30 protein-coding genes are annotated in these 24,978 nt (G+C 61.2%); 17 read left to right on the top strand and 13 right to left on the bottom strand.

The window, feature by feature from the left end:
* The first annotated feature begins 270 nt into the window (after positions 1–270).
* The 3 genes from BLX89_RS08280 (at position 271) to BLX89_RS08270 (ending at position 4,345) form a co-directional block, all read left to right on the top strand.
* On the top strand, positions 271–1,548 hold the full coding sequence (locus BLX89_RS08280) for an adenylate/guanylate cyclase domain-containing protein (RefSeq protein ID WP_075290178.1): 1,278 nt from the start codon (positions 271–273) through the stop codon (positions 1,546–1,548).
* A gap of 111 nt (positions 1,549–1,659) precedes the next feature.
* Complete coding sequence (locus BLX89_RS08275; RefSeq protein WP_075290177.1) at positions 1,660–3,753, top strand: S9 family peptidase; 2,094 nt, start codon at positions 1,660–1,662, stop codon at positions 3,751–3,753.
* Between the two features lie 70 nt (positions 3,754–3,823).
* Positions 3,824–4,345, top strand: a complete 522-nt coding sequence (locus BLX89_RS08270; protein WP_075290176.1) for a DUF1697 domain-containing protein — start codon at positions 3,824–3,826, stop codon at positions 4,343–4,345.
* A 6-nt stretch (positions 4,346–4,351) separates the two neighbouring features.
* Here the strand turns inward: BLX89_RS08270 and BLX89_RS08265 are convergent, their stop codons facing one another.
* Complete coding sequence (locus BLX89_RS08265; RefSeq protein ID WP_075290175.1) at positions 4,352–4,840, bottom strand: hypothetical protein; 489 nt, start codon at positions 4,838–4,840, stop codon at positions 4,352–4,354.
* A 180-nt stretch (positions 4,841–5,020) separates the two neighbouring features.
* Between BLX89_RS08265 and BLX89_RS08260 the strand changes: the two genes are divergently transcribed.
* Entirely contained in the window at positions 5,021–6,523 is a 1,503-nt protein-coding gene (locus tag BLX89_RS08260; protein ID WP_075290174.1) for a protein adenylyltransferase SelO, read from the top strand.
* A gap of 133 nt (positions 6,524–6,656) precedes the next feature.
* On the opposite strand, the gene BLX89_RS08255 is transcribed toward BLX89_RS08260, so the two are convergent.
* Entirely contained in the window at positions 6,657–7,604 is a 948-nt protein-coding gene (locus tag BLX89_RS08255; RefSeq protein WP_075290173.1) for an ADP-ribosylglycohydrolase family protein, read from the bottom strand.
* 263 nt (positions 7,605–7,867) lie between these two features.
* On the opposite strand from BLX89_RS08255, the gene BLX89_RS08250 reads away from it, so the two are divergent.
* The 7 genes from BLX89_RS08250 to BLX89_RS08220 all read left to right on the top strand — a co-directional run bounded on the left by BLX89_RS08250 (position 7,868) and on the right by BLX89_RS08220 (position 14,405).
* A complete protein-coding gene (locus BLX89_RS08250; RefSeq protein WP_075290172.1) occupies positions 7,868–10,213 on the top strand; it encodes a glucose/quinate/shikimate family membrane-bound PQQ-dependent dehydrogenase in 2,346 nt (781 codons plus the stop codon).
* 173 nt (positions 10,214–10,386) lie between these two features.
* Complete coding sequence (locus tag BLX89_RS08245; protein ID WP_075290171.1) at positions 10,387–11,739, top strand: HD-GYP domain-containing protein; 1,353 nt, start codon at positions 10,387–10,389, stop codon at positions 11,737–11,739.
* A 62-nt stretch (positions 11,740–11,801) separates the two neighbouring features.
* A complete protein-coding gene (locus BLX89_RS08240) occupies positions 11,802–12,215 on the top strand; it encodes a MerR family transcriptional regulator (RefSeq protein ID WP_075290170.1) in 414 nt (137 codons plus the stop codon).
* Between the two features lie 48 nt (positions 12,216–12,263).
* Positions 12,264–12,545 carry a BrnT family toxin gene (locus BLX89_RS08235; RefSeq protein WP_075290169.1) on the top strand — a complete coding sequence of 94 codons (282 nt, stop codon included), beginning with the start codon at positions 12,264–12,266 and terminating at the stop codon, positions 12,543–12,545.
* Positions 12,524–12,841: a BrnA antitoxin family protein gene (locus tag BLX89_RS08230; RefSeq protein ID WP_075290168.1), complete on the top strand. Its 318-nt coding sequence runs from the start codon at positions 12,524–12,526 to the stop codon at positions 12,839–12,841. Before BLX89_RS08235 ends, BLX89_RS08230 begins: the two co-directional genes overlap by 22 nt.
* 228 nt (positions 12,842–13,069) lie before the next feature.
* A complete protein-coding gene (locus tag BLX89_RS08225; protein WP_075290167.1) occupies positions 13,070–13,582 on the top strand; it encodes a GNAT family N-acetyltransferase in 513 nt (170 codons plus the stop codon).
* A 250-nt stretch (positions 13,583–13,832) separates the two neighbouring features.
* Complete coding sequence (locus BLX89_RS08220) at positions 13,833–14,405, top strand: type 1 glutamine amidotransferase family protein (RefSeq protein WP_075290166.1); 573 nt, start codon at positions 13,833–13,835, stop codon at positions 14,403–14,405.
* 11 nt (positions 14,406–14,416) lie between these two features.
* On the opposite strand, the gene BLX89_RS08215 is transcribed toward BLX89_RS08220, so the two are convergent.
* The 3 genes from BLX89_RS08215 to BLX89_RS08205 all read right to left on the bottom strand — a co-directional run bounded on the left by BLX89_RS08215 (position 14,417) and on the right by BLX89_RS08205 (position 16,641).
* Positions 14,417–15,334, bottom strand: coding sequence for a cytochrome c (locus tag BLX89_RS08215; RefSeq protein ID WP_075290165.1), 918 nt, complete (start codon positions 15,332–15,334; stop codon positions 14,417–14,419).
* A 189-nt stretch (positions 15,335–15,523) separates the two neighbouring features.
* On the bottom strand, positions 15,524–15,961 hold the full coding sequence (locus BLX89_RS08210) for a c-type cytochrome (protein ID WP_075290164.1): 438 nt from the start codon (positions 15,959–15,961) through the stop codon (positions 15,524–15,526).
* Positions 15,962–16,125: 164 nt separating this feature from the next.
* Entirely contained in the window at positions 16,126–16,641 is a 516-nt protein-coding gene (locus BLX89_RS08205; RefSeq protein WP_083637382.1) for a LysE family translocator, read from the bottom strand.
* Here BLX89_RS08205 and BLX89_RS24985 point away from each other — a divergent pair.
* A complete protein-coding gene (locus BLX89_RS24985) occupies positions 16,576–16,719 on the top strand; it encodes a hypothetical protein (RefSeq protein ID WP_483428648.1) in 144 nt (47 codons plus the stop codon). The two genes, BLX89_RS08205 and BLX89_RS24985, sit on opposite strands and share 66 nt — an antisense overlap.
* On the opposite strand, the gene BLX89_RS24980 is transcribed toward BLX89_RS24985, so the two are convergent.
* The 5 genes from BLX89_RS24980 to BLX89_RS08180 all read right to left on the bottom strand — a co-directional run bounded on the left by BLX89_RS24980 (position 16,720) and on the right by BLX89_RS08180 (position 19,072).
* Positions 16,720–16,857, bottom strand: coding sequence for a hypothetical protein (locus BLX89_RS24980; protein WP_245292780.1), 138 nt, complete (start codon positions 16,855–16,857; stop codon positions 16,720–16,722). It abuts the gene before it with no gap.
* A gap of 9 nt (positions 16,858–16,866) precedes the next feature.
* Positions 16,867–17,181, bottom strand: coding sequence for an RES family NAD+ phosphorylase (locus tag BLX89_RS08195; RefSeq protein ID WP_245292779.1), 315 nt, complete (start codon positions 17,179–17,181; stop codon positions 16,867–16,869).
* Complete coding sequence (locus BLX89_RS08190) at positions 17,181–17,618, bottom strand: antitoxin Xre/MbcA/ParS toxin-binding domain-containing protein (RefSeq protein WP_075290163.1); 438 nt, start codon at positions 17,616–17,618, stop codon at positions 17,181–17,183. The genes BLX89_RS08195 and BLX89_RS08190 overlap by 1 nt, the downstream gene beginning before the upstream one ends.
* A gap of 73 nt (positions 17,619–17,691) precedes the next feature.
* Positions 17,692–18,549, bottom strand: coding sequence for a metallophosphoesterase (locus BLX89_RS08185; RefSeq protein ID WP_075290162.1), 858 nt, complete (start codon positions 18,547–18,549; stop codon positions 17,692–17,694).
* A 58-nt stretch (positions 18,550–18,607) separates the two neighbouring features.
* Positions 18,608–19,072, bottom strand: coding sequence for an Lrp/AsnC family transcriptional regulator (locus tag BLX89_RS08180; protein WP_075290161.1), 465 nt, complete (start codon positions 19,070–19,072; stop codon positions 18,608–18,610).
* A gap of 113 nt (positions 19,073–19,185) precedes the next feature.
* Here BLX89_RS08180 and BLX89_RS08175 point away from each other — a divergent pair, with 113 nt between their 5' ends.
* Positions 19,186–19,725 (top strand): RBBP9/YdeN family alpha/beta hydrolase, encoded by a 540-nt coding sequence (locus BLX89_RS08175; protein WP_075290160.1) that lies wholly within the window; start codon positions 19,186–19,188, stop codon positions 19,723–19,725.
* Between the two features lie 90 nt (positions 19,726–19,815).
* On the opposite strand, the gene BLX89_RS08170 is transcribed toward BLX89_RS08175, so the two are convergent.
* Positions 19,816–20,418: a superoxide dismutase gene (locus BLX89_RS08170; protein WP_075290159.1), complete on the bottom strand. Its 603-nt coding sequence runs from the start codon at positions 20,416–20,418 to the stop codon at positions 19,816–19,818.
* A 211-nt stretch (positions 20,419–20,629) separates the two neighbouring features.
* Here BLX89_RS08170 and BLX89_RS08165 point away from each other — a divergent pair, with 211 nt between their 5' ends.
* On the top strand, positions 20,630–20,947 hold the full coding sequence (locus BLX89_RS08165; protein ID WP_075290158.1) for a hypothetical protein: 318 nt from the start codon (positions 20,630–20,632) through the stop codon (positions 20,945–20,947).
* A 69-nt stretch (positions 20,948–21,016) separates the two neighbouring features.
* Here BLX89_RS08165 and BLX89_RS24200 read toward each other — a convergent pair whose 3' ends face one another.
* Positions 21,017–21,211: a hypothetical protein gene (locus tag BLX89_RS24200; RefSeq protein ID WP_143523548.1), complete on the bottom strand. Its 195-nt coding sequence runs from the start codon at positions 21,209–21,211 to the stop codon at positions 21,017–21,019.
* Between the two features lie 250 nt (positions 21,212–21,461).
* On the opposite strand from BLX89_RS24200, the gene BLX89_RS08160 reads away from it, so the two are divergent.
* A complete protein-coding gene (locus BLX89_RS08160; RefSeq protein ID WP_075290157.1) occupies positions 21,462–21,968 on the top strand; it encodes a hypothetical protein in 507 nt (168 codons plus the stop codon).
* A 125-nt stretch (positions 21,969–22,093) separates the two neighbouring features.
* Here the strand turns inward: BLX89_RS08160 and BLX89_RS08155 are convergent, their stop codons facing one another.
* A complete protein-coding gene (locus BLX89_RS08155) occupies positions 22,094–22,981 on the bottom strand; it encodes a branched-chain amino acid aminotransferase (protein WP_075290156.1) in 888 nt (295 codons plus the stop codon).
* A gap of 424 nt (positions 22,982–23,405) precedes the next feature.
* On the opposite strand from BLX89_RS08155, the gene BLX89_RS08150 reads away from it, so the two are divergent.
* Positions 23,406–23,915 (top strand): GNAT family N-acetyltransferase, encoded by a 510-nt coding sequence (locus BLX89_RS08150; protein WP_075290155.1) that lies wholly within the window; start codon positions 23,406–23,408, stop codon positions 23,913–23,915.
* The gene (locus BLX89_RS08145; protein ID WP_075290154.1) at positions 23,912–24,952 is read left to right on the top strand and encodes a zinc-dependent alcohol dehydrogenase family protein; all 1,041 of its coding nucleotides are present in this window, start codon (positions 23,912–23,914) and stop codon (positions 24,950–24,952) included. Before BLX89_RS08150 ends, BLX89_RS08145 begins: the two co-directional genes overlap by 4 nt.
* The last annotated feature ends 26 nt before the right edge of the window (positions 24,953–24,978 follow it).

The raw sequence follows: 24,978 nt of genomic DNA, 5'->3' as shown, positions 1-24,978 counted from the left end.
CGGGGGTTGCCACCGCAAAGCAGCAAAAGCCGTCACCCCGGCATGGGAACGGTATAGGCCCGGGACACGCGGATGAAGTGGTCGGCTGGAAGAGCGGTGTTGGCAGCGACGCTGACGCCGTCCTTTAAGCGTCGATGGAACTTTGATTTCACTGGCTGCAGTGACAACCGCTATGCGCCCGAAACCGCTGTTCATGGCGCTGGCAAGATTAACGCGCGCGGCGGCGCAATTCGTCTTCTTACCTGCTTATGATGCCGCTATGATCGCGTCATGGATAGCCATAATTGCAAAGAGATCGCTGCGTGGTTGGCCGAGGCTGGCCTGCTTGGGATTCGAGACGAGGCCTCGCTGACGCAGGCATTCTGCGAACGATGCGTCGAGGCCGGACTGCCGCTCGGCAAAGTCTTCGTGATGATCGACACGCTTCATCCGATGTATCAGGCGCGCGCGTTTTTCTGGGACGAGAACCCAGAGAACCCGTTCCGCGAAGAGGACCATGTCGGCAGTCGCGATCCGAAAGATGTGGGTCAGTGGTCGAGCAGCCCCTTCCTGAAAATGCTGCATCGGCGCGAGACCTCGTTGCGCTGCCGGCTGGAGCACGGCGAAACCCAAGGCTATCCAGCGATCCAGGACCTGTGTGACGCCGGTCAGACTGATTATCTGGCATTCGTCTACCGCACGCGGCAGGCAATACGGGTCGAGGATGTCAATGCATTCTATGCGTATTTCACCACGGCCCGGCCGGGCGGATTCACCGACGGTGATGTCGCCTGCCTGGCGCAACTTACGCCTCACCTCGGTCTCGCGATCAGGTCCGCTGCCCAAACCCGGCTGACGAAGACGCTCGCGGAAGCCTATCTCGGTCGCGATGCCGGCCGGCGTGTGCTGAACGGCGCGATCCGGCATGATTCCGTAAGGCGTATCCGGGCCGTGCTCTGGTATTCGGATATCACCGGCTACACCCATCTCTCCGAGTCCGTGCAGGCCGATCAGCTGATCCCTCTGATCAACGACTATGCGGAGGCGGTGATCGGGGCAGTCAGGTCGGCCGGCGGCGACGTCCTTAAGCTGATCGGAGACGGTGTGCTGGCGATGTTCAGGAGTTCCCGACCGGAATATGCGTGCCGGGCGGCCGTTGAAGCGGAGCACGATCTACGGCTGCGGCTCGACCGGCTTGCACAACGCCGCAAAACAGAGGGTCTGCCTGTCGCCGACATCCATCTCGGCCTGCATGCGGGCGATGTGTTCTACGGCAACATCGGCACGCCCGACCGGCTCGATTTCACTGTTGTTGGCCAGCCGGTCAACGAAGTCAGTCGCATCAGCGACATGTGCCAATCCACTGGCCGAGACATGCTGTGCTCGTCGGAGTTCGCCGACCTTCTGCTTGGGGCGGAACGAGACAAGCTCGTTTCCGTCGGGCGATTTGCGTTGAAAGGCGTTGGAAAAGCCAAGGAATTGTTCACGCTTGATCCAGGCCTTGCAGCCGCGGGTACGGCACCGAAAATGAAAACCTCTCGCCGACGGGCATCCGTGGCGACGCGCTAATGGGACTTGGGCCAGGTATGCGCGCACGCTTCCTCCACCTTTTCCCTTGAACCCACCCTTCCCCACCTCTATCTCCGAAATCCTCACTTCTCGCATCGCCGGAGACATTGCTTGTCCATCTTCACGAACCTTCCCGCCGCTCCCGTTGCTCCCAAAAGGCCGGTTACCGATACCCGCCACGGCATCACCCGCACCGACGACTATGCCTGGCTGCGCGACGACAACTGGCAGGCGATGTTCAAGGACCCGTCGATCCTGAACCCGGATATCCGCACCCATCTCGAAGCCGAAAACGCCTATATGAAGGCGGCCATGGCCGATACCGAGGCGCTGCAGAAGACGCTGTTTGCCGAGATGAAGGGCCGTATCAAGGAAGATGATTCATCCGTTCCGGTGAAGGATGGCCCGTTTGCCTACGGCACGTTCTTCGTGACCGGCGGCGAGCAGCCGCGTTACTTCCGCCAGCCCCGCGATGGCGGCGAGCGCACTGTGCTGCTCGACGGCGACAAGGAAGCGGAAGGCAAGGCCTATTTTCGTCTGGCCGGCATTGATCATTCAACTGACCACAGTCGCGGCATCTGGGGCTATGACGACAAGGGCTCGGAATATTACACGCTCCGCGTCCGTGACCTCGCGACCGGCGAAGACCTCTCCGACATCATCGAAAACACCGGTGGCGGCGGCGCCTGGGCGCCGGATGGCAAGAGCTTCTTCTACACGGTGCTCGACGACAACCACCGCCCGTCGAAAATATTCCATCACATCATCGGCACGCCGCAATCCTCCGACCGGCTGGTCTATGAGGAAGAGGATCCGGGCTTCTTCATGGGCGTCGGCGGCTCGATGCTGGACGACTTCATCTACATCGATATCCACGACCACGAGACCAGCGAGTATCGCCTGATCCCAACCTCGGACCTGACGGCCAAGCCGCAGATCGTGTCGCCGCGCGAGACCGGCCTCGAATATTCGATGACCGAAGGCGGCAGCGTTTTCTACATCCTGACCAATGCCGATGGCGCCAAGGATTTCAAGATCATGGAAGCGCCGGTGAATGCACCGGACCGTCACAACTGGAAAGATGTCGTGCCCCATACGCCGGGCCGGCTGATCATCAGCCACATGGCCTTTGCCCGCCATCTCGTTTGGCTGGAGCGCGAAAACGGCCTGCCGCAGATCAAGATCCGCGACCGCGCCACCGGCGAAGAACACGCCATCGCCTTTGCCGAGGAAGCCTATTCGCTCGGCCTCTCCGGCGCCGGCGAATACGACACCGATGTCATCCGCTTCTCCTATTCCTCGATGACGACGCCGAGCCAACTGTTCGACTACAACATGGTGAGCCGCGAGCGCACCCTTCTGAAGACGCAGGAAGTACCCTCCGGCCACAATCCGGATGATTACGTCACTCGCCGCGTCATGGCACCGGGCTGGGATGGCGTCGAGGTTCCGGTCACCCTGCTTTACCGGAAAGACACGCCCCTCGACGGCTCCGCACCCTGCCTGCTCTATGGCTACGGTGCCTACGGCATCTCTATCCCGGCCTCGTTCAACACCAATTGCCTGTCGCTCGCCGATCGCGGCTTCGTCTATGCCATCGCCCATATCCGTGGCGGCAAGGACAAGGGGTTCGCCTGGTACGAAGACGGCAAGATGGAGAAGAAGACCAACACCTTCAAGGACTTCATCGCAGCGGCCGATTATTTGAATCAACAGAAGTTCACGTCTTACGCGAACATCATCGCCGAGGGCGGCTCGGCCGGTGGCATGCTGATGGGCGCGATCGCCAACATGGCGCCTGAAAAATTCAAGGGCATCATCGCCGCCGTTCCCTTCGTCGATGTCTTGAACACCATGCTCGACGACACCCTGCCGCTCACCCCGCCGGAATGGCCGGAATGGGGCAACCCGATTGACTCAAGGGAAGCCTACGAGCGCATGGCCGCCTACTCGCCTTACGACAATGTCGGCGCCAAGCCTTACCCTGCGATCCTCGCACTCGGCGGCCTCACGGATCCGCGCGTCACTTACTGGGAGCCGGCAAAGTGGGTCGCGCGTCTTCGCGAAAAGACCACCGGCTCGGATCCGATCCTGTTGAAGACCAACATGGATGCCGGCCATGGCGGCGCATCCGGCCGCTTCCAGCGGCTGGAAGAAATCGCCTTTGAATACGCCTTCGCCATCAAGGTCGCGGGCAAGATGTGAGGCTGACTTTGCCGAAACCGCGAAGCACCTTATAACAGGGTGATTCGGATGTTTCGGATCGAGGTCGGACATGGCAGTTCACATTGCTCTTCTTCGTGCCGTCAATGTCGGCGGCACCGGGCGATTGTTGATGAGCGAGCTGAAATCGCTCTGCGAGCAGATCGGTTTCGAGGACGTCAGAACCTATATCCAGAGCGGCAATGTGGTTTTCCGCAGCGCGCTTTCGGATGAGGAGGCTGGCAGGCAGCTCAATGATGCGCTCGGCCGCATCCTCGGAAAATCGCCGGGCGTCATGGTGCGCAACAGCCGCGAAATCGAAGAGATCGTGGCTCATAATCCCTTTCCGGATGCCAAGCCAAGCTATCTGATGGTCAACTTCCTGCCCGAAGCGCCGCCGGAAAATGCGCTCGCCAGCCTCGTGGCGCCGGATGGGGAGCAGGCCAAGATCGACGGGCGCGAGGTCTATATCCACTATCCCAAAGGCTCCGGCCGCTCTCGGCTCAGCCTGCGCTGCATCCGCAACGCCACCTCCCGCAACCTGACGACGGTGACCAAGCTCGCCGAGATCGCAGCCTCGATCGAGCGGCATTAATGGCGATCAGGGCCTGACCTGCGTCTGCGCATTCTCTTCGATCAGGAAGCAGGTGAGCGTCGTCACCTGCCCCGTGACGTTCTTGAGTTCCGTATCAATGAAATCGCAGCTCAGGATATTATCCGGGCCGCTTTTGCGGGACGAAAACACGTTTACGTTCACATAAATGGGACCCTCGATCCATTTCAGCCGCTTGGGATCGAAATCGCCGCCAGTGACATGGACGTTGCCCGGCTTGCCCGGCAGATCGACCCGCTCGATGCCAAGATCGATCTGGCCGACCTCGTTGGCATGCTTCTCCGCACCTTTTTTGGGATCGGCGTAATAGGAGGCTGCGAAGGTGATGCCCTCCTTTGCCGAGACGAGCGCCTTTTCCGCTTTCGGTGACAGAATGACGTTGAAATCGAATGCCACAGGCGTTTGCGCATAGGCGTTAACGCTTGAAATCGAAATGGCGGCGCAGAGGGCGGTGCGGAAAAGGGTCTTGGCGATCATTGGTTTTACTCGTCTGGAACGCAGTGGGGGTGAGGCTACCGCGTGCAGGTGCGACTTGCCAACCTCCACGCCGGCCAGCCCAAAAATGGCTATCCTTGCCGTCGGCCTTTCACCTCCGGGCAAACAACCCTATCTAGGAAGAAGGATATTTCGCCTTTGGGCGACCACGGAGGCGCAGCCATGACCGAAGCCGTTCAACGCAAGTCGCAAACCGCGCCCTTCCCGTTCGACAACAGCTATGCGCGTCTGCCGGAACCGTTTTTCTCGAAGGTCGATCCGACACCGGTGTCGGAACCCTGGCTGATCAAGCTCAACACCGGTCTTGCCGAAGAGCTCGGGCTCAATACGGCCGCACTCCGGCGCGACGGTGCCGCGATTTTTTCCGGCAATCGCATTCCCGAAGGCGCCGAACCGGTGGCCATGGCCTATGCCGGCCATCAGTTCGGCCAGTTTGTGCCGCTGCTCGGCGATGGCCGTGCGATCCTTCTGGGCGAGGTCATCGACCGCACCGGCACACGGCGCGACATCCAGCTGAAGGGCGCCGGCCCCACCCCCTATTCCCGCCGCGGCGATGGACGCGCGGCGCTAGGTCCAGTGCTGCGCGAGTATATCGTCAGCGAAGCCATGCACGCGCTCGGTATCCCCGCCACACGGGCGCTGGCGGCGGTCGTGACCGGAGATCCCGTCTACCGTGAGCAGGTGCTGCCCGGCGCAGTCTTCACCCGCGTTGCCGCAAGCCATGTGCGCGTCGGCACCTTCCAGTTCTTCGCCGCCCGGGGCGACCATGCCAATCTCCGGGTGCTGTCGGACTACGTCATCGATCGGCATTATCCTGAACTGAAAACCGAAGAGCGCCCGTATGTGGCGCTGCTCAAGGCCGTCAGCGAGCGGCAGGCGGCGCTGATCGCCCGCTGGCTTGGCGTCGGTTTCATCCACGGCGTGATGAACACCGATAACATGACGATCTCGGGCGAGACCATCGACTTCGGCCCCTGCGCCTTCATGGATGCCTACGATCCCGCCAAGGTCTTCTCCTCGATCGATCAGGGCGGGCGTTACGGCTACGCCAATCAGCCCGGCATCGGCCAATGGAACCTCGCGCGGCTTGCCGAAGCCATGCTGCCGATCCTCGATGACGACACGGAAAAGGCTGTGGAAGCGGCAAACGACATCCTCGCCGACTACGGACGCGTGTTCCAAACCCACTGGCTGGACGGTATGCGCCGCAAGATCGGCCTTGCGACCTCGGAAGACGGCGATCTTGCACTGGTGCAGGACCTGCTGGCCCGCATGAACGAGGGCGACGCCGATTTCACGCTGGCCTTCCGCCGGCTCTCGGCTGTTGCGGAAAACGATGCGGCTGAAGAGGATTTCGCCTCGACCTTCCGCGATCCGGCAACCATTGGTCCCTGGCTTTCGGCGTGGCGCAATCGCCTGACCCGCGAGGACACCTCGCGTGAAGAACGCGCCAGCGACATGCGGACCGTCAACCCGGCTTTCATCCCCCGCAACCATCGTATCGAAGAGGTGATCAAGGCAACTGTCGAGGATGGCGATGTCTCGTTGTTCGAGGCCTTGCTCGAGGTGACGTCGCGTCCCTACGAGGACCAGCCCACCTTCGCCGCCTATGCCGAGCCGCCGAAGCCGGGCGAAGAAGTGCTACGGACGTTTTGCGGGACATAACGCTCGTCCGCCGACACGCGCTGGGCGTCCTGATCAACGCTCTCTGCGCGGGTACTACACTCAAGACGAACGCGTTCTGAGATGATGTTCCTTTGCGCATGCTCGCTTGCTCCCATGGCGCTTTTCATCCACTTCAGGCATCCAGAAGCCGGTGGGCCAGCTCTATCGCATCAACCGGCCAGTAAATTTCCGGACGTGGACGCATCACCCTCGGGTCACCGCGCTGCGGGCGGCAAGAGAGAAGGCATTGACGCCACTGTTCCGGAACAAGGCCGTCGCCGTACACGGCACCGACGAGTGCTCCCGCAATCGCTGCATTCGTATCCGTATCGCCGCCTTGCATAACGGTATCGACAATACAGTCTTCGATCGACTTCGAGTGCAGCAGCCGAAAAACTGCGTTCTGAAAAGCAATAACAACCCAACCTTGCTGATTGAGAAAATCCCTTGGCGGTTCGTGGGCAGCATCCGCAATAGCCTCTTTGACCACAGGACTGACGTCCAGCTCATCCGCCCATCCGCGCATGGCATTGTGGACATCCACCGGATGAGGCCCATCAGCGACGGCAAAGGCAATCGCCCGGACGAAGAGATTGTTTATTTGTCGGCAAATGGGATTGGGGTGCGTGATGATGGCATCCTTTTCCGCCCATATCCCTACGTCCTCCAGCGGGAACCGGGAACCGAAAATGCCGAGCACCGATACGCGCATTAAAGCACCATTGGCCTGACTGTCATGATTGGGATCGTAGCCGATGCCGCGATAGACTGTGTTACCGACGTCGAATGGCGCGGAGGCGAGCCAGTCCTCGTAGGCCCGTCGTGCCCCATCCTGAACGAACATACCTCCAGCAAGAATCGATCTGGCCAGCGCCAGGGCCATTTCGGAATCATCTGTCGGCTGCCCGGCAAGGGTGTTCCATGTGCCGCCATCGTGCATGCGTCTTACGCCATCGGGGTAATCTTCAAGTATCTGTTTCGGCGTCTGAAACTCTACCAGAGACCCCAGCGCATCCCCCGCCAGCTGACCGAGTAGGCAGCCGACGGCGCGCGATTTCATGTCTTCATCAACGGTTTTCATCTGACAGCTTGCAACTTTCAATCAAAGCGACGGATACAACCCTACCGATAACGCCTTTTCCCCCAAATACAACGTCCTGCTGGTGCCTGAGCACGATATCCCATCACCATGCGCTTCTACATCTACCTGGCTTGAAGGGATCGCCGACGGTTGAAACCCCTGTCCCCTGCCCTAGTTTTGCCACAGAAGCCGGCGGTGGGCACCGTTGTCGCTTCGGCATCCCTGAAAGTCGCATGCTCCCAAGATGCGGCAGGAGACACTCCATGATCATTGGCGTAACTGCTTTTATTTTCACCCTTATCGGATTGGCGATCGGGGCCGGCGGGCTTTGGCTCATCGTGCTCGGCGGCAGCTGGTATTATCTCATCGCCGGCCTCGGCTTTCTGCTGACGGCCTTCCTGCTCTTCAAACGCCGCGCCTCGGCGCTCACGGCCTATGCGCTCCTTATCGTCGGCACGCTTGCCTGGGCGATCTGGGAAGTCGGCTTCGACTGGTGGCAGCTCGGGCCCCGCGGCGGCATCGTCATTCTGCTCGGCCTCTGGCTGCTGATCCCGGCGATCCGCCGCGGGCTCGGCTTCGTCAGCCCGACGGGCCAGGTTTACAAGGCCAGCGCATTGCCGCTCGCCGCAGCCGTCATTCTCTCAATCGGCGTCGCCGGCTATTCCATGACTGTGGATACGCTCGATCTGGCCGGCGAACTGCCAGCCGGCACCGCTGCCGCCACCCCGAACTACGGCGGCAACGTGCCGGACAATGAATGGCACCAGTATGGCCGCACGCCTTTTGGCCAGCGCTATTCGCCGCTCGCCCAGATCAACACCGACAACGTCTCCTCGCTGGAAGTCGCCTGGCAGTACCAGACCGGCGACGTGAAGCTGCCGGATGACGTCGGCGAAACCACCTATCAGGTGACGCCGCTCAAAATCCGCGACACGCTCTATGTCTGCACCCCGCACAACTGGGCGATCGCCATCGATGCGGCGACGGGCCAGGAAAAGTGGAAGTTCGATGCCAATTCCGGCATGAACCCGGACCGCCAGCACCAGACCTGCCGCGGCGTCAGCTACTATGCCGACGCGGCCGCAACGGCCGGCACGCCTTGCGCAGAGCGCGTGTACCTGCCGACCTCGGACGCCCGCCTGATTGCGCTCGATGCAGCCAACGGGCAGGTTTGCTCGAATTTCGCCGACCAGGGCACGCTGCATCTCGAAACCGGCATGAAGTACAAGCCGGCCGGCTACTACTACTCCACCTCGCCGCCGGTCATCGTCGCCGGCAAGATCATCATTGGCGGCGCCGTCAACGACAACTATTCGACGCAGGAACAGTCCGGCGTCGTCCGCGCCTTCGACGTCAACACCGGCGCCCTGATCTGGAATTGGGATAGCGGCAATCCGGATGTGACGACGCCGCTGCCGGAAGGCCAGACCTACACGACGAACTCGCCGAACAGCTGGTCCGTCTTCAGCTATGACGAGGGCCTGAACCTCGTCTACATCCCGCTCGGCAACCAGGTGCCCGACCAGCTCGGCATGGGCCGCTCGGAGCATGTCGAGAAATACTCGTCCTCCATCGTGGCGCTCGATATCACCAGCGGACAGGTGCGCTGGGTGCGCCAGACGGTGCATCACGATCTCTGGGACATGGACGTTCCCGCCCAGCCGGTGCTGCTCGACATCACCGGCAAGGACGGCCAGCCGGTTCCGGCGCTTGTCGGCCCGACGAAGCAGGGCGACATCTATGTGCTCGACCGGCGCACCGGCGAGCCGATCATCCCGGTTAAGGAAATCCCGGCGCCGACAGGCGCCATTCCTGAGGATTTCACCTCCCCGACCCAGCCGATCTCCGACCTCACCTTCTCGCCGCCACCCTTGACGGACAAGAATATGTGGGGCGTGACGATGTTCGACCAGCTCGCCTGCCGCATCCGCTTCAAGAGCCTGAAATATGAGGGCCGCTACACGCCTCCGTCGATCGAGGGTTCGCTGATCTATCCCGGCAATTTCGGCGTCTTCAACTGGGGCTCGGTTGCGGTCGATCCCGAGCGGCAGGTGATGTTCGGCATGCCGACCTATCTCGCCTTCACCTCCAGGCTCGTGCCGCGCGACCAGATCCCGCCGAAGGGACAAGGTGAAAAGGGCTCCGAGCAGGGTCTGAACCGCAACGACGGCGCGCCTTACGGCGTGTTCATGGGCCCGTTCCTCGGCCCGCTCGGCATCCCCTGCCAGGCGCCGCCATGGGGTTATGTCGCCGGCGTCGATCTCAAGACCGGCCAGATCGCCTACAAGCATCGCAACGGCACGGTGTACGACATGACGCCGCTGCCCCTGCCCTTCAAGGTCGGCGTGCCCGGCATCGGCGGGCCGATGATCACCAAGGGCGGCGTTGCCTTCCTGGGTGCGGCCGTCGACAACTACATCCGCGCCTACGACCTGACGACCGGCCGCGAACTCTGGAAGGGCCGCCTGCCCGCCGGCGGCCAGTCGACGCCGATGAGCTACGCCACCGATGACGGCACCCAATATGTGGTGATCGTCGCCGGCGGCCACGGCTCCATCGGCACCAAACCGGGCGATTATGTGATTGCTTACCGGCTGCCGAAGGAATAGTCGAAGCAGAAAATGGGGCCGGCATTGTCACCGGCCCCATTGTCATGTCGCGCCCGTTGTCCGTATGAGCGCCGGGTGTCGGATTGTAAGGAAAATCTCCACTCTTCCTTCAGCTTCCGCGCATACAACTTGATCCGGGGGATATCGCTCTCGGTAATAGTGGCAGGTTGCGGATGAGAAACGGGGAGCATATCGGCAAGGCCGAACTTCTGAGCGCGCTCAGCTACGCGCTGGACCTGACGGAAGGTCAGCCCGAAGGCCATGGGGTTCGCTGCTGCTTTATCGGCATGGCCATCGGCCGCGCCATCGGAGTGCCCGCGGAGTCGTTGGGCGATCTCTATTATACGCTGCTGCTCAAGGACATCGGCTGCAGCAGCAACGCCGCCCGCATCTGCCAGCTCTATCTCACCGATGACCGCGAATTCAAACGTGATGCCAAGCTGCTGGACGAAAGCCTGCCGCAGGTGCTGCGCTTCGTGCTCTCGCACACCGGCCTGAAGGCCGGTCTCTCCGAACGTTTCCGCTCGCTCGTCACCATCTTCACCACCGGCGGCACCATCGCCCGCGAACTGATCGAGACCCGTTGCCAGCGGGGCGCCGATATCGTGCGCATGATGCGCTTTTCCGAGCGCGTCGCCTCCGGCATCCTCGACCTCGACGAATACTGGAACGGCAAGGGCAAGCCGAACGGCCTGAAGGGCGAGGAGATTTCGCTGAATGCCCGCATCGGGCTACTGTCTCAAGTTGTCGATGTCTTCCACACCAGCGGCGGTGCCGATGTAGCCATGCGCGAGATCGCGAAGCGATCCGGCTCTTGGTTCGATCCTGATCTTGCAGAGGCTTTCGCGAAGATCGCCAGCGATACCGCATTCTGGCAGGCATTGGCTGACCCCAGGCTTCCCGAGCAAGTGATCGCCATCGCCCCGGACGAGACGGCCGATGGCGTGGACGAAGACTATCTCGACGACGTGGCCGCAGCCTTCGCCGACGTGGTCGACAGCAAGAGCCCCTTCACCAGCGGCCACAGCAAGCGCGTCGCCCTGTTCACCGAGCTGATCGCCGAGGAAATGGGCTATGACGAAGCAGCCCGACGCACGTTGAAACGCGCCGCCCTGCTTCACGATATCGGCAAGCTCGGCGTCTCCAACCAGATTCTCGACAAGCCCGGCAAACCGGACGAGGACGAGTGGCAGTCGATCCGCAGCCATCCCGGTGCCGGCGAAAACATCCTGTCGAAGATCGCCGCCTTCAATGACGTCGCCCGCATTGCCGGCGCCCACCACGAGCGGCTGGACGGCAAGGGTTATCCCAACGGCATCAGCGGCGACGAAATCTGCCCGGAAACCCGCATCGTCACGACAGCCGACATCTTCGACGCCCTGACCGCCGACCGCCCCTACCGCGCCGCCATGCCAATCTCGCAGGCGCTGTCGATCATGCAGAAGGATATCGGCACGGCCATCGATCCGCTCTGCTTCGACGCCCTCTGCCGGGCGCTGGCGCAGATGGAGAAGGCTGCGGCCTGACGCTGGCATTTCGTTCTTCCAGCACCTATATTGCTCTAGAGACTATAGGTTTGGAGCCATCCATGTTTTCCATCGGCGATCTTTCCCGCAGGACCGGCGTCAAGGTGCCGACCATTCGCTATTACGAGCAGATGGGCTTGATTTCCGCTCCAGAACGCAGCGAGGGCAACCAGCGGCGCTATGAGAAGCGCGACCTCGAACGCCTTGCCTTCATCCGCCACGGCCGTGATCTCGGCCTGTCGATCGAGGCGATCCGCGACCTGCTGGAATTGAGCGGTCATCCGGAAAAGCCCTGCGGCGACGCCGACCGGATCGCTTCGGAGCATTTGGCCGATGTTCGCGACAAGATCACGAAGCTGAGGAAACTGGAACATGAACTGGAGCGTATCGTCGCCTGCGACGGCAACCACACGGTGGGCGACTGCTACGTCATCCGGGCGCTGGCGGATCATGGCCTTTGCGAAGGGGAGCATTAGGTTCGAAAACGGGTCTTGCCATTTCATTAAATGTAGCTACATTTAATCATGAAAATCACATGGGATGAGCCAAAGCGTCTGGCAAACCTCGAAAAGCACGGCTTCGATTTCGCCGATGCCGGGGAATTCGACTGGACGACTGCTTTTATCTCGGCAGGTAAAATCGATGCCTTTGGCCGACAGCGATTGAAGGCATTGGGGTATTTCCGCGACGGAACTGCGATAATCATCTTCGCGACGCTCGGGACCGAAGCTATTTCGATCATCAGCTTCCGACAGGCGAGCGAACAGGAAAGACGGAGGCTGCCATGGCCAAAACCAACACCGTGAAACCGTTTGAAGCTGGTCGCGGCTACTCGAAGGAAGATTGGGATTCCGTCGATTCTCCGGAATTGACCGATGACGAACTGGCAAACATGCGTCCGGCGAAAGATATTCTTCCACCGGACTTTTTCAAAGCCATGGAGGAGCATCGGAGATCTCGCGGACGCCCTTCCTTGGATCAGCCGAAAAAGCAGATCACACTTCGCCTTGATGAAGAGGTTATCAGCAAATTCCGGGAAGGCGGAAAAGGCTGGCAGGGCCGAATGAACGAGGCTCTGCGCAAGGCAGTTGGATTGAAGTGAATTCACAGGAGACCGGAAAACAATTTTCCGCTTCGAAATACCCGTTGACATTCCCCCGGAAAAGCGCGAACCAAGCTGCCATGATCACGACTGCAACCACTGCCCGCTGGTATTTTACGCTGCTCTCATAGGGTGCGGCTGTCTGATCATGTTCAACAAGCCGCCGTCAGGCGGCTTTTGTTTTGAACGGCACCTGATGGCGGGAAGAAGCCATCAGGAGACCTCGAAATGCTCGAAACTGCCCTTCCCCATCGCCAGACACTGCCACATTCCGCCGCCACCCGCGCGCCGCTCGTGACCATCCGCAATGCGAAAATCCGCGACCTGCCCGCGCTTCGCGAACTGATCGGCGAACTGGCTGCCCATCATGGCGATGCCGCCCCGATCACCGCGGAAGACCTGGAACGCGACCTCTTCGGCAAGATGCCCTGGATCACCGCGCTTGTTGCCGAAGCCGAGGGCGAGCTCATCGGCCACGCCATCCTCGTTCCGCTCTACCGCGCGCCGCAGGGCCTGCGCGGCATGGAAGTGAACCAGCTTTACGTTCGCCCCGCCCATCGCGGCACAGGCATCGGCCGCCAACTCGTCGCCAAGGCGCGCGAGCAGGCGCGGATGGCCGGCTGCACCTATCTTTCGGTCAGCGCCGCCACCGGCAATTTCCAGGCGCACCGCTTCTACGAATCGGAAAACTTCACGCCCGGCCCGGTCACCGGCATGCGCTATCTGCAAAAGCTGGCTTGATGGCCTTGGCCTTCCGCCAGCCGCGACATCAGCATGTTAAGCTTTTGTTTTCCCGCCCCTCTTCTCTCAAAAACGTTCCCATTTTCGAGAGAGATGCGCTAAGCTTTCGGGGTGTCGTCTAAAGCGTATCGCGATCTTTCGGATTCGCTCGGGACGCTTTAGTTCGTTGTCTTACGCATGTCTGTTCGCAAAACCGCTGCGCACTTTTGCGAGACATGCTTTAGGTATCCCGCGTCTGAGGGAGGAAGCCATGAAGCTTGCGATCATCCTGACGGAAGGTTTTGCGGATTGGGAATGCGCGCTTTTGATGGCTTCGGCGCGCAGCGATCTCGGCTTCGAGATCGTCACCGCAACACCGGGCGGGCGGGGTGTCATGTCGATGGGCGGCCTCAAGGTCGTCCCCGACAGGGATGCCGAAACGCTGGACCCCGCCTCCTTCGATGCGCTTGTCGTCAGCGGCGGAACGATCTGGCAGACAGAGGCCGCGCCGGACTTGTCGCTCGTCTATCGCCGGTTCAACGATCACGGCCGACCGATTGCCGCCATCTGCGGTGCAACGATCGCCTTTGCCCGTGCGGGCTTGCTGGATACCGTCGCCCATACCAGCAATTCAATCGGCCTTCTGGAGCGCGAACCGCGCTATCGCGGCGCCGATCTCTATATCGACCAACCGCAGGCGGTGAGCGACCAGGGCGTGATTACAGCCGCCGAAACTGCCCCAGTCAGCTTCACCGCCGAAATCTACCGCGCCATCGGCTTTTCCTCGGAAGACCTCAGCGCCTATCTCGCGCTTTTCGCCAACGAGCACAGAGCAGGGAAATAGCGCGCCGACCGCTATTGCACTGCCGGCACCGCCTTGAGATAGGCCGCGATTGCCTCGCGGTCGCTGGCGGGGAGCTTGGCCATGTTCTTCTGCACTTCGACCATCGAACCACCGACGGAATCGAAATCGGGGGTAAAGCCGGTCTCTAGATAGTTGACGATGTCGCTTTCGCTCCAGCTGCCGATGCTTTGAGAACCAGGGGTAATGTTGGGAATGCGGCCTTCGCCGTCCGGGTTGGCAGCACCGGCAAGCCATTGGCTGGCCTCGAAACCGCCAAGCGCGTTGCGTGGCGTGTGGCATTCGCCGCAATGGCCCGGGCCTTCGACCAGATATTGCCCGCGGGCAAGCTTGGCGTTCGCTGTATCGACCGTCACGCGCGGCCCGTCGCTGTAGAAAAGCAGCTTCCAGCCACCGAGCGCCACGCGCAGATTGAACGGAAAAGGCAGTTCGTGCGACGGCGCGACTTCGGCGCTTTTCGGCAGGGTTTTCAGATAGCCGAAGAGATCGTTGACGTCCTTCGGCGTCATGCGGGCATAGGAGGTGTAGGGGAAGGACGGATAAAGATGTTCGTTTCGCGGCCCGACGCCGCGGGTCATGGCATTGCCGAACTGGGCAAGGCTCCATCCGCCGATGCCGGCCGTTTCATCCGGCGAGATATTCGGCACATGGAAGGTGCCAAAATCGCTTTTGATCGAAAGGCCGCCCGCAAGAACGAGCTGGGCATCGCCTTCCGCACCGGGCTTGGCATGACAGCTGACGCAGCCGCCGGCGGAAAACACCAAGGCGCCATTGGCGACATCCGGCTCGCCGAGACCTTCCCAATGGCTTGCCGGCCAAGGCTCAGGCCGCGTGAGGAACCAGGCTGCCGTGCCGGCCACCGCCACAAACAGCACCACCGATGTCAGAAATTTGCGCGCTCTTGCCGCCATATGCCCCTCCAGCCGTCACATACGCATGCGCCGATGCACCGGAAGAGTATCCCGTGCATCGGTCACAAATGAAAGCCGTCTGAAGCGTGCCGCGATCGTTCAGATGCGCTCGCAAGCTTCAGGCTTTTGCTGTTGCGCATGTCATTTCGCAAAACCGCTGCACACGTTTGCGAGACATGCTTTTGCGGGCTACTTCTTCACCCGGTAGGACTGGTGACAGTCGCCGCAGGACTTGCCGATCACGCCAAGGGCGGCGCCGACACTGGCCTGATCTGCCGGCAGCTGGGCAAGCTGCGCATCGGCATCGGCGCCGAGCTTGGCGGCCTTCGCCTTGAAGTCATCCATGTTTTCCCAGATCTTCGGGCTCGCTTCCGACCCAGCCTCCGAGCCTGCCGGGAACTGGTCCGGGAATGCCTTGATGCTTTCGCTAATGGTGGTGAGCGACGCCTTCACAACCGCTTCATCGTAAGGCTTTTCGCCCTTGGCGATGCCGGCCAGCGCGCCCATGGAGCCGCCGATCTTCTTCATCAGCCCTTCGCGAATTTCGACCGGATTATCGGCCGCGCTGACGGCGCCAAGGCCGATGCTCGCAACGGCAATCGCCAGTGCAATGGTTTTCAGCTTCATCAAAATCTCCCTTTGAACCGGCAAGGCGGAAACCGCAGAATGGATTCCCGCGCACGGGCGGGATCATTGCATGTTGATGGCGCGAGGGAAGTAACATTTTTTTGAAAACCTGTTTATTTCGAAGCATTTAGACGGAAAATACAGGAGTAAAAATATCATGTTTCCTAACCGATCTGCGTGTTCCAGCCCTGCCATGCGGTCCACGCGGCAACAAGCACCAGCACCAGCCCGACGCCCTTGCCGAGCATCGCGGTTGCATAAGGACTTGAGGTGATCACATCGCGGCTGCGACCGGCGGCAATCGCAAGGCTTCCATAGATCGCCAGCTGGGTGAGAGAGATCATGACGCCCATGACCGGCACCTGCCGCAAGAGCGGCCCGAATTCGGGTTTGAGGAATTGCGGATAGACCGCGAGCATGAAGAGATAGGCCTTGGGGTTCATCAGGCTCGTCAGCGCACCGCGGCGAAAGCTCGTCCAGTGGGATAGGCGGGCAGACGGTTCGACGGCGGCGATCGCGATATTCGAGCGCAGCAGCGTGTAGCCGATCCAGGCGATATAGAGCGCGCCGGCCAGCAGCAGCCCGCGACCGCCGTCGTCGTCGGTTGGTGCGAACTGAGAGAAGCAATCCGCAATTTCCGGGCCGACCGGGTGGAAGCCTGCGATTTGCTCGAAGAGCATTTTCGCGGAGACGGAGATAACCTTCGCGACCTGTGGATCAGCGGCTGGAACATGCCGCCTGTCGCAGTCTCCAACTGATCACAGCAGCCTGACGTCGAAGACAAACGGCTGCTCATCGACGATGCGCAGCCTGTGAGCATCCGGGTGCGCGTGGTTGACCAGAATATTCACATCGGGTGAACCGGCGATCGGCACGATGGCCGATGGAACGCGCAAGAGAAGCGCTTATTGTGCCGCGTGCCAGTCGTCCCCCATACCCTGGGTCAATGCCTCGTGGCGACGCCAGTCGGCCGGCAGATCGGACAAGGCGATATCCTCGATTTCGGTATCATCGGGGAGTTCATAGGTGACCATGACGAGGTCCGGCAGCAGGTCGGGATCTTCGACATGGACCAGTTTTTCCAGAACGCAGAGGGATGGAGAGGTTGCGCAATAGGTCACGGCATGACCGACCGTATTCCAGCGGCCATCGAAATGCAGGCCATAACCCCCATCGAGGGCACGCGCAAACTGGCGACCGGAGAGACGCCAAAGCCGCATCAGGCGGCAGCACCCCAGGCAATCTTGCCGATGATCGTCTCGATGACCCGCGCTCCGGTCTCCGTCTGTGAAACGACCAGCGGCGTTTCACCGCCAAGCTCGCTCAACGGACGGCGCAGCCAGCGGTTGGCCTTCTCTTCATTTCCGAAGGTCTGATCCGCAAGCGACTGAATACGCAGAAGGCGAACGGCACGATCCGACTCATCCACCGTCAGCGGTCGTTTCTTTTCCGCCCTGTGTCGGCGCGTTCGTTGCGGGATCACGAAGGCATCGATTTCCTGCTCCGTCATCCCTGCCCGGCTTAAACCGGCCAGGGCGGAGAGAGGCAGGCGATTGCGAACAACCAAGGCCAGATCGGCCTGGGAACGCACAATGGTTCCCAGCACAGTCTTGCCGCCCAGCTTGCGGGCGACTTCCTCGACGATGGCAACGGACATGGCAAACCTCTCCGGCAATATGCCGCATTATGGGAGGCATGTTGCCGCCCTGCAAGGGTGCCGTCTGTTCCTGTCAGGCGAGAACCGTTCCCAGAGGAACCACCCGGCTCTCCTCGCGGCCATAGCCTTCGATCTCGATGCGGTCGGTGAAGACGGAGACGATGGTAAAGGCGTTGTGCTCGGGCGTATCGACCATGCCTTTGACGGTCACGAAAGGGCGCCCGTGCAGGAGGCCGAAATCGCCGTCGTGGTTATGGCCGCAGAAATATACGGTGAAGCTTTCGAATTTTGCAAGCGTGTCGAGAATGCGCTGGCTGTCCCACATATTGTGCCGGTTTGGTGGAAAGACCGGATAGTGGTTGAAGACGATGACCTGTTCGCCGTCCACATCCGCCTTTGCCAGCACCGATGCCAACCAGGTGAGTTGCTCGTCACCCAGAGAACCGTTCCAGGTCTGGGCATTTCTGGCGCCGGTCTGCTTCAGAGCCGAGAGCCGCTCTTTCGCCAGAGCCGTGCGCGGGTCATTGACGGGGGCGGAGAAGACACTGACATCGCTGCCATCGAGGAAAACCAGACGATACTGGCCTATGACCAGATCGTAGTAACCACGCTCCAGCCCGACGCGCCCGGCGACGGCGGGCAGATGCTGCGCCGAGACGGCATAGTCGTGGTTGCCGAGCAGGAAATAGGTCGGATGACGCGATTTTTCGTAGAGGGGCAGGATATCGTCGAAATTCTCGAAACCGCGATCGATGATGTCGCCGAGCGTGACGACAAAATCGAGCTCTTCGCCATTGAAAACCTCGATCGCCTCGGCCACGCGGTCAAGGCTCTTGCGGAAATAGCGGTTCAGCGCCGGGTCCGGACCGAGATCGGCATATTGGGGATCGGCGATGATGCCGAAGCGGAGGAGCGGTGTTTGATCGGGCATGAGAGGCTGGTTACCGCGGCTTGGTGACAGGGTGGTGACAGGCCGGACGATCCGGGCTTCAGAGGCGCTTCAGCAGGCTTCGGCCGATCGGCTTTTCCGGCTCGCTGCGCAGCACAAGCGAGGTCGTGACCGAACCGTAGCGGGCGATGGTATCGACGATGGTTTCAAGGTCGCCGGGGGTGGGCACGAGCACCTTCAGCAGGAAACAATCCTCGCCGGTCAGGCGCAGGACCTCGATCACCGGCGGCAATTCCGCAAAGAGGGCAAGGCAGGGCTTGATATGCTCATGCGTGGTGCGCAGGAGGATGACCGCCATCATGCCAAGCCCAAGCCGCGCCGCATCGAGCCGCGCGCCGTAGCCGCTGATCACGCCACGCTCCTCCAGCCGTTTCACCCGTTCCGAGGTCGCCGGCTGAGAAAGCCCGATGCGGCGGCCAAGCTCGGACATGCCGATGCGACCGTTTTCCTGCATCGCCTCCAGAATGGCAATATCGGTGGGGTCGAGGGTGACGGGATCAGGCATAATTCGTCTTTCGACTTTGAATTCATCGGCTGCAGCAAGGGTTTTCCGATGAATTCTCATTCCAAAGAAATCCCGTGTCCATCATTTTGTTGACATTCATTCAAGGAGACAAAATGAGCGACATCATCCTATTGCCCGGCATCGGCGGTTCCGGGGAAAGCCATTGGCAGACGCTTTGGGAACGGCGGGACGCCGCCATGACGCGGTTCCAGCCCGGAGATTGGGACAAGCCCGAACGCGGGGCGTGGATCGACGCGCTGGAGACGGCGGTTCAGGGTGCGGCAAAGCCCCCGGTGCTGGTGGCGCACAGTCTCGCGTGCCTTCTGGTTGCCCATTGGCAGGCGATTTCGACAACGGCCGTTGCAGGTGCTTTTCTGGTTGCGGTTCCCGATCCGGGCTCGGACGCTTTTCCGCAGGAAGCGGCAAGCTTTGCCAACCCGCCCGAAAGCCCATTGCGGATGCCGTCGCTGATCGTTGCGAGCAGCAATGATCCTTTTGGCACGCCCGACTCTTCGAGACGGCGGGCGGCGGAGTGGGAATGTGGATTGATTGAGATCGGCGCGGCAGGCCACATAAACGGGCAAAGCGGCCTTGGCGACTGGCGGGAAGGCCTGAACCTGCTGACGGCGTTTCGCGCCGGGCTTGGCCGATAGCTTTCCTGCGCAACAAAGACAGGCATTGTCCCCACAAAAAACCCGGCCTCTCGACCGGGTTCGATGTCACAAGCCTTTGGCTTGAAATGATTACTTGGTCGCGCCTTCGTAGAGTTCCAGCACGTAGTCCCAGTTGACGAGGCTGTCGACGAAGGCTTCGAGGTACTTGGGACGGGCATTGCGGTAGTCGATGTAGTAGGAGTGTTCCCAGACATCGACGCCGAGGATCGGGGTAGCGCCGTGAACGAGCGGGTTTTCACCGTTCGGGGTCTTGGAAATTTCCAGCTTGCCGTTCTTGACGGAGAGCCATGCCCAGCCCGAGCCGAACTGGCCAGCGCCGGCCGCGAGGAAGTCGGCGCGGAACTTGTCGTAGCCGCCGAGATCGGACTTGATGGCAGCGTCCAGCGCGCCCGGCAGCGACGTGCCGCCGCCGCCCTTCTTCATCCACTTCCAGAAATGAAGGTGGTTGTAGTGCTGGCCGGCATTGTTGAACAGCGGCTGGTTGGTGCCGTAGGACTTCTTGACGATTTCCTCGAGCGACAGGTCGGCGAGACCGGCTTCTTCAGCCAGCTTGTTGCCGTTGGTCACGTAGGCCTGGTGGTGCTTGTCGTGATGATACTCGAGCGTTTCGCGCGACATGTAGGGCGCGAGCGCATCGTAGTCATAGGGAAGGTTCGGCAATTCGAAAGCCATGGTGGTATCTCCTCTTGGCGATGGAATTTCTCAATAAAATCTGTCGTTCGGGAACATAGGGACCATGGCTGCGGGTGGCAACTGCTCCTCCACCAAATTTCGGTACGCCTTTGGAAAATACTTCCCCTTACTCTCCCGCAAAAACTGCCCGGCCCCACAGAATGGCCACGTTCTTCGCCAAGCTCGGGGCAAACCAATCAGGAGATTTTTGATGCCCTTTCTTCTTCGCCGCGCCGTCATCATCGCTACCCTCCTTACCGCGCCGGGCCTTGCCCAGGCCTCTTCCGGTGATGCGTGGGAGGAAATGCGGGCCGATGTCAGCAAAAAATGCCTCGCGGCGGTGGCATCCTCGATGGAGAGCCCGAAGGCCGTCGTCGATCCGTTTGGCTCCGAGCGCTTCGGACTGGCGCTGGTGAGCGGCAAGGCCAAGGGTGCGGAGGCGACGATCTCGCAGATCTGCGTCTATGACAAGCAGGCCAAAACGGTGGAGCTCGGCAGCGAGCTTACCGAGGAGATGCTGAAGGACTGATACGGGCACGGCAGGCCCCTCTTCTACCCTGGTGGGAGAAGAGGAAACCGCCGCGATCTCGTCAGCAAGCTATCCCAGAATGATGACAGCGGCCGCCCCGGCCATGGCCAGCGCCACCACCGCGAAAGCCCGCAGAAAGGTGGCGATTTCGGCTTCGGCCGACATCTCCACTGGCCGCGCCGGCCGTTGCGGCTCGCGCCGCCTCATCGGCCGGATCGGCCGACCGGCATGGGCATCGACGTGCAATCTGTGAAAATGGGGCATGACACACTCCAGTCAGTCTGACGACGGAACGCCTGCTGCCCTGGCGGCAGCATCTCCGACGACGGATGGTCTATTCCCGATGCGCATTTTATTTCGATTGCGAGGCGGCCCCGAAAATATAAAATTTCCATAAGGCTGAGCGCGAATTTTCCGTCCACGCACCCGCTGCCACATGCGTTTCGTACAAGACGCATGCCCAAAATTTCAGTTCATATTGAAAAATTCGATTTGTGACTTGAGGGGAAACAGCATGGCAAATCCCATGTCGACGCTCGGTATCATCCACACCGTCGTCAGCGTCATTCCGGTCATCGCCGGCATCTACAGTTTCTCGAAATACGGCGCGATCGTGCCAAAGAGCGATGCGGGGCGCCTCTATTTGATCACGATCGTTCTTTCGGTGGTGACATCCTTCGGGCTTTCGAGCACCGGCGGCTTCAACCCCGGCCACGCGATCGGCATCCTGACGCTGCTGGCCATCGCCTTTTCCTTCGCGATCGCCAAACTCGGCTGGTTCGGACGACTGAACCGCTATCTGCAGGTTCTCTCGATGTCGTTCACCTATTTCCTGCTGATGGTGCCGGCGATCAACGAAACGCTCTCGCGCGTGCCGCCATCAAACCCGATCGGCAACGGCCCGGAATCGCCGCCCGTGCAGGCGACGACGGCGGCCTGGGCAGTGATCTTCCTGATCGGCATCTGTTGGCAGGCCTGGTCGATGCACCGTCATCCGGTGAGCGGGGCGCAGGCCGTTTGACGGAAGGCTCACGCCCTCGCTGCCGTCATGCTTGGGCCTGTCCCAAACATCTGCCGACCTGTCGTTTGACGACAGCCTGAAAGATCCTCGGCACAAGGCCGAGGATGGCGACCGAGAGTTTTGTCTCAAAAATCAGACGTCTTCGAGTTCGCCCAGTCCATATAAAGGTCCTTCGCCTTGGCGGCGATGGGGCCGGGCTGGATGTCGCGGTCTTCCAGCTTCGTCACCGGCACGACCTTGGAATAATTGCCGGAGGTGAAAATCTCGTCGGCGCCCTGGAAGTCGGCCAGCGTCAGGGATGTCTCCACCACTTCGAAACCGGCCTCCCGCAGAAGCCCGATCACGCGGAAGCGGGTGATGCCGGCGAGGAAGGTGCGGTTTGCGGCCGGCGTGAAGACGACGCCATCCTTGACCATGAAGACGTTGGACGAGCCGGTTTCGGCGATATTGCCGAGCATGTCGCGCACCAAAGCATTGCTGAAGCCGCGCGAGCGGGCTTCGGCCAGGATGCGGCCGTTGTTCGGATAGAGGCAACCGGCTTTCGCGTCTGTCGGCATCGTCTCGATGGTCGGGCGGCGGAAGGGCGAGACGGCCAGCGACTGGCCGCCCGGCCCCTCGCCCATCGGCGCTTCGAACAGGCACAGGGCAAAGCGGGTCGAGTCCGGATCGACCGTGACGACGCTGCCCGGCGAACCGTGCTCGCCCCAATACATCGGCTTGATGTAGATCGCAGTCTTGCCGTCGAATTTCTTGACGCCTTCCCAGGCGAGCGCCTCGATATCCTCGGCCGGCACGGTGGGCTTCAGGCCGAGCGCAAGCGCCGAGCGGTTGACGCGCTGGCAATGCAGGTCGAGGTCCGGCGCGATGCCGTCAAACCAGCGGCCGCCATCGAACACGGTGGAGCCGAGCCACATGGCATGGGACGTCGGGCCGATCAGCGGCGGGTTACCGGAGAGCCACTCCCCATCCACATAGGTCCATGTGGTGCTGCGTGCCTTGGTATCGACGGCCATGATAGTCTCCTTTGCTGGCTCTTTCCTCCGGCATATCCGGAAAATCGAGCATTGGGGTAAATAGGTCCATCAAAAAAAGTCATGGGCAAGCAATCTGGATCGGAAAGATGGGGTTGGATAGGTTGCGGGCACGCCGATGGAAACGAGGGAGAGGCCGGAGTCACGGTCGTCCCCTCTCCCCGCTTGCGAGGAGAGGGTTAGCGTGAGGGGCGAAAGGCATCGGCACGCGCGACAGGCTGGTCTCTGCCCCTCATCCGCCCTATCGGGCACCTTCTCCCCGCAGGCGGGGAGAAGGGATATGCCGCTCCGTCCGTTGTCCCTTGGTCTCGCGAGGGGGACGCACCACATGAAAGTCATGCCTCAAGGGACCGGTCCGTCAGTGCCTCACGCAGAAACCAACTCCAGCAACATCCCCGCCATCCGCATGCTCTCCCCGGGAGATGTCGCCGCCTTTCGTGCCATCCGCCTCGAATCCCTGCGCCAGGACCCACACGCCTTTGCCAGCCGTGAAGAAGACTGGCTGACCATATCCGAATCCGACTGGCGGCAGCACCTCGTCGGCAACACCATCTTCGCCGCCTTCGAGGGCGAGACACCGGTTGCGATCATGGGCCTGATGCGCCAGCGCGCGGCGAAAATGGCCCATCGCGCAACGATCGTCATGGTCTATATTCGCGCAAGCTGGCGCGGTTCGGGTCTCGCAAAGGCAATGCTCGATGCGCTGGAGAGCCACGCCGCGATAACAAACATCCGCCAACTGGAGCTTGCCGTCAGGGCGGACAATGCCGGCGCCATCGCCTTCTATTTCAAGGCCGGCTTTGCCGAGATCGGTCGCATCCCTGGCGGCTTCCTTGAGGACGGCCAGGAATTTGACGAAATCCTCATGGCCCGGAGAACCCGCCGGCTGCCGACAGACAACGGAGCAACCCCATGAAAGCCATGTATTACGAAGCCTTCGGCGAAGCACCGGACATCCGCACTCTGCCGGACCCGACGCCGACGGCAGATGGCGTCGTCATCAAGGTGGAGGCGACCGGCATCTGCCGCAGCGACTGGCATGGCTGGATGGGCCACGACCCGGATATCAACCTGCCGCATGTGCCCGGCCATGAGCTTGCCGGCATCATCACCGCCACCGGCAAGGGCGTGATGCGCTACAAGATCGGTGACCGGGTCACCGTGCCCTTCGTCTCCGGCTGCGGCCGCTGCGGCGAGTGCCACTCGGGCAATGCGCAAGTTTGCCCCAACCAGTTCCAGCCCGGCTTCACCCATTGGGGCTCGTTCGCCGAATATGTGGCGATCGATTATGCAGAGCAGAACCTCGTGGCCTTGCCGGAAACCATCGATTTCGCCACTGCCGCAAGCCTCGGCTGCCGTTTCGCCACCTCCTTCCGCGCCATTGCCGATCAGGGCCGCGTCAAGGGCGGCGAGTGGGTGGCTGTTCATGGCTGCGGCGGTGTTGGGCTTTCGGCCATCATGATCGCGTCCGCGCTCGGCGCCAACGTCATCGCCATCGATATCGCCGAAACGAAACTCTCCTTCGCCCGCGAGATCGGCGCGGTCGCGACCATCGATGCAACGACGGTTGGCGATGTCGCCGAAGCCGTGCGGGAGCTGACCGGCGGTGGCGCCCATGTTTCGATCGATGCGCTTGGTTCGCCCGTCACCTGCTTCAACTCGATCAAGAATCTCCGCCGCCGCGGCCGGCATGTGCAGGTTGGCCTGATGCTCGGCGACCATTCCGCGCCGCAGATCCCGATGGCGCAGGTGATCGGCCACGAACTGGAAATCTACGGCAGCCACGGCATGCAGGCCTGGCGCTACGACGCCATGCTGGAGATGATCGCGACGGGCAAACTCAACCCGCAGAAGCTGATCGGCCGGCATGTGACGCTGGAAGAGGCGATACCGGTGCTGACGACGATGGATACGGCGACGGATTTGGGGATCAGCGTGATTACGCGGTTTTGAGGAAAGCAGACGAGCGCAGCTACTCC

Origin of the sequence: Pararhizobium arenae, from assembly GCF_001931685.1 — a bacterium.
Taxonomy (GTDB): domain Bacteria; phylum Pseudomonadota; class Alphaproteobacteria; order Rhizobiales; family Rhizobiaceae; genus Pararhizobium; species Pararhizobium arenae.
Note: the sequence above shows the minus strand (reverse complement) of the source record. Positions and strands in the feature narration are given on the sequence as shown.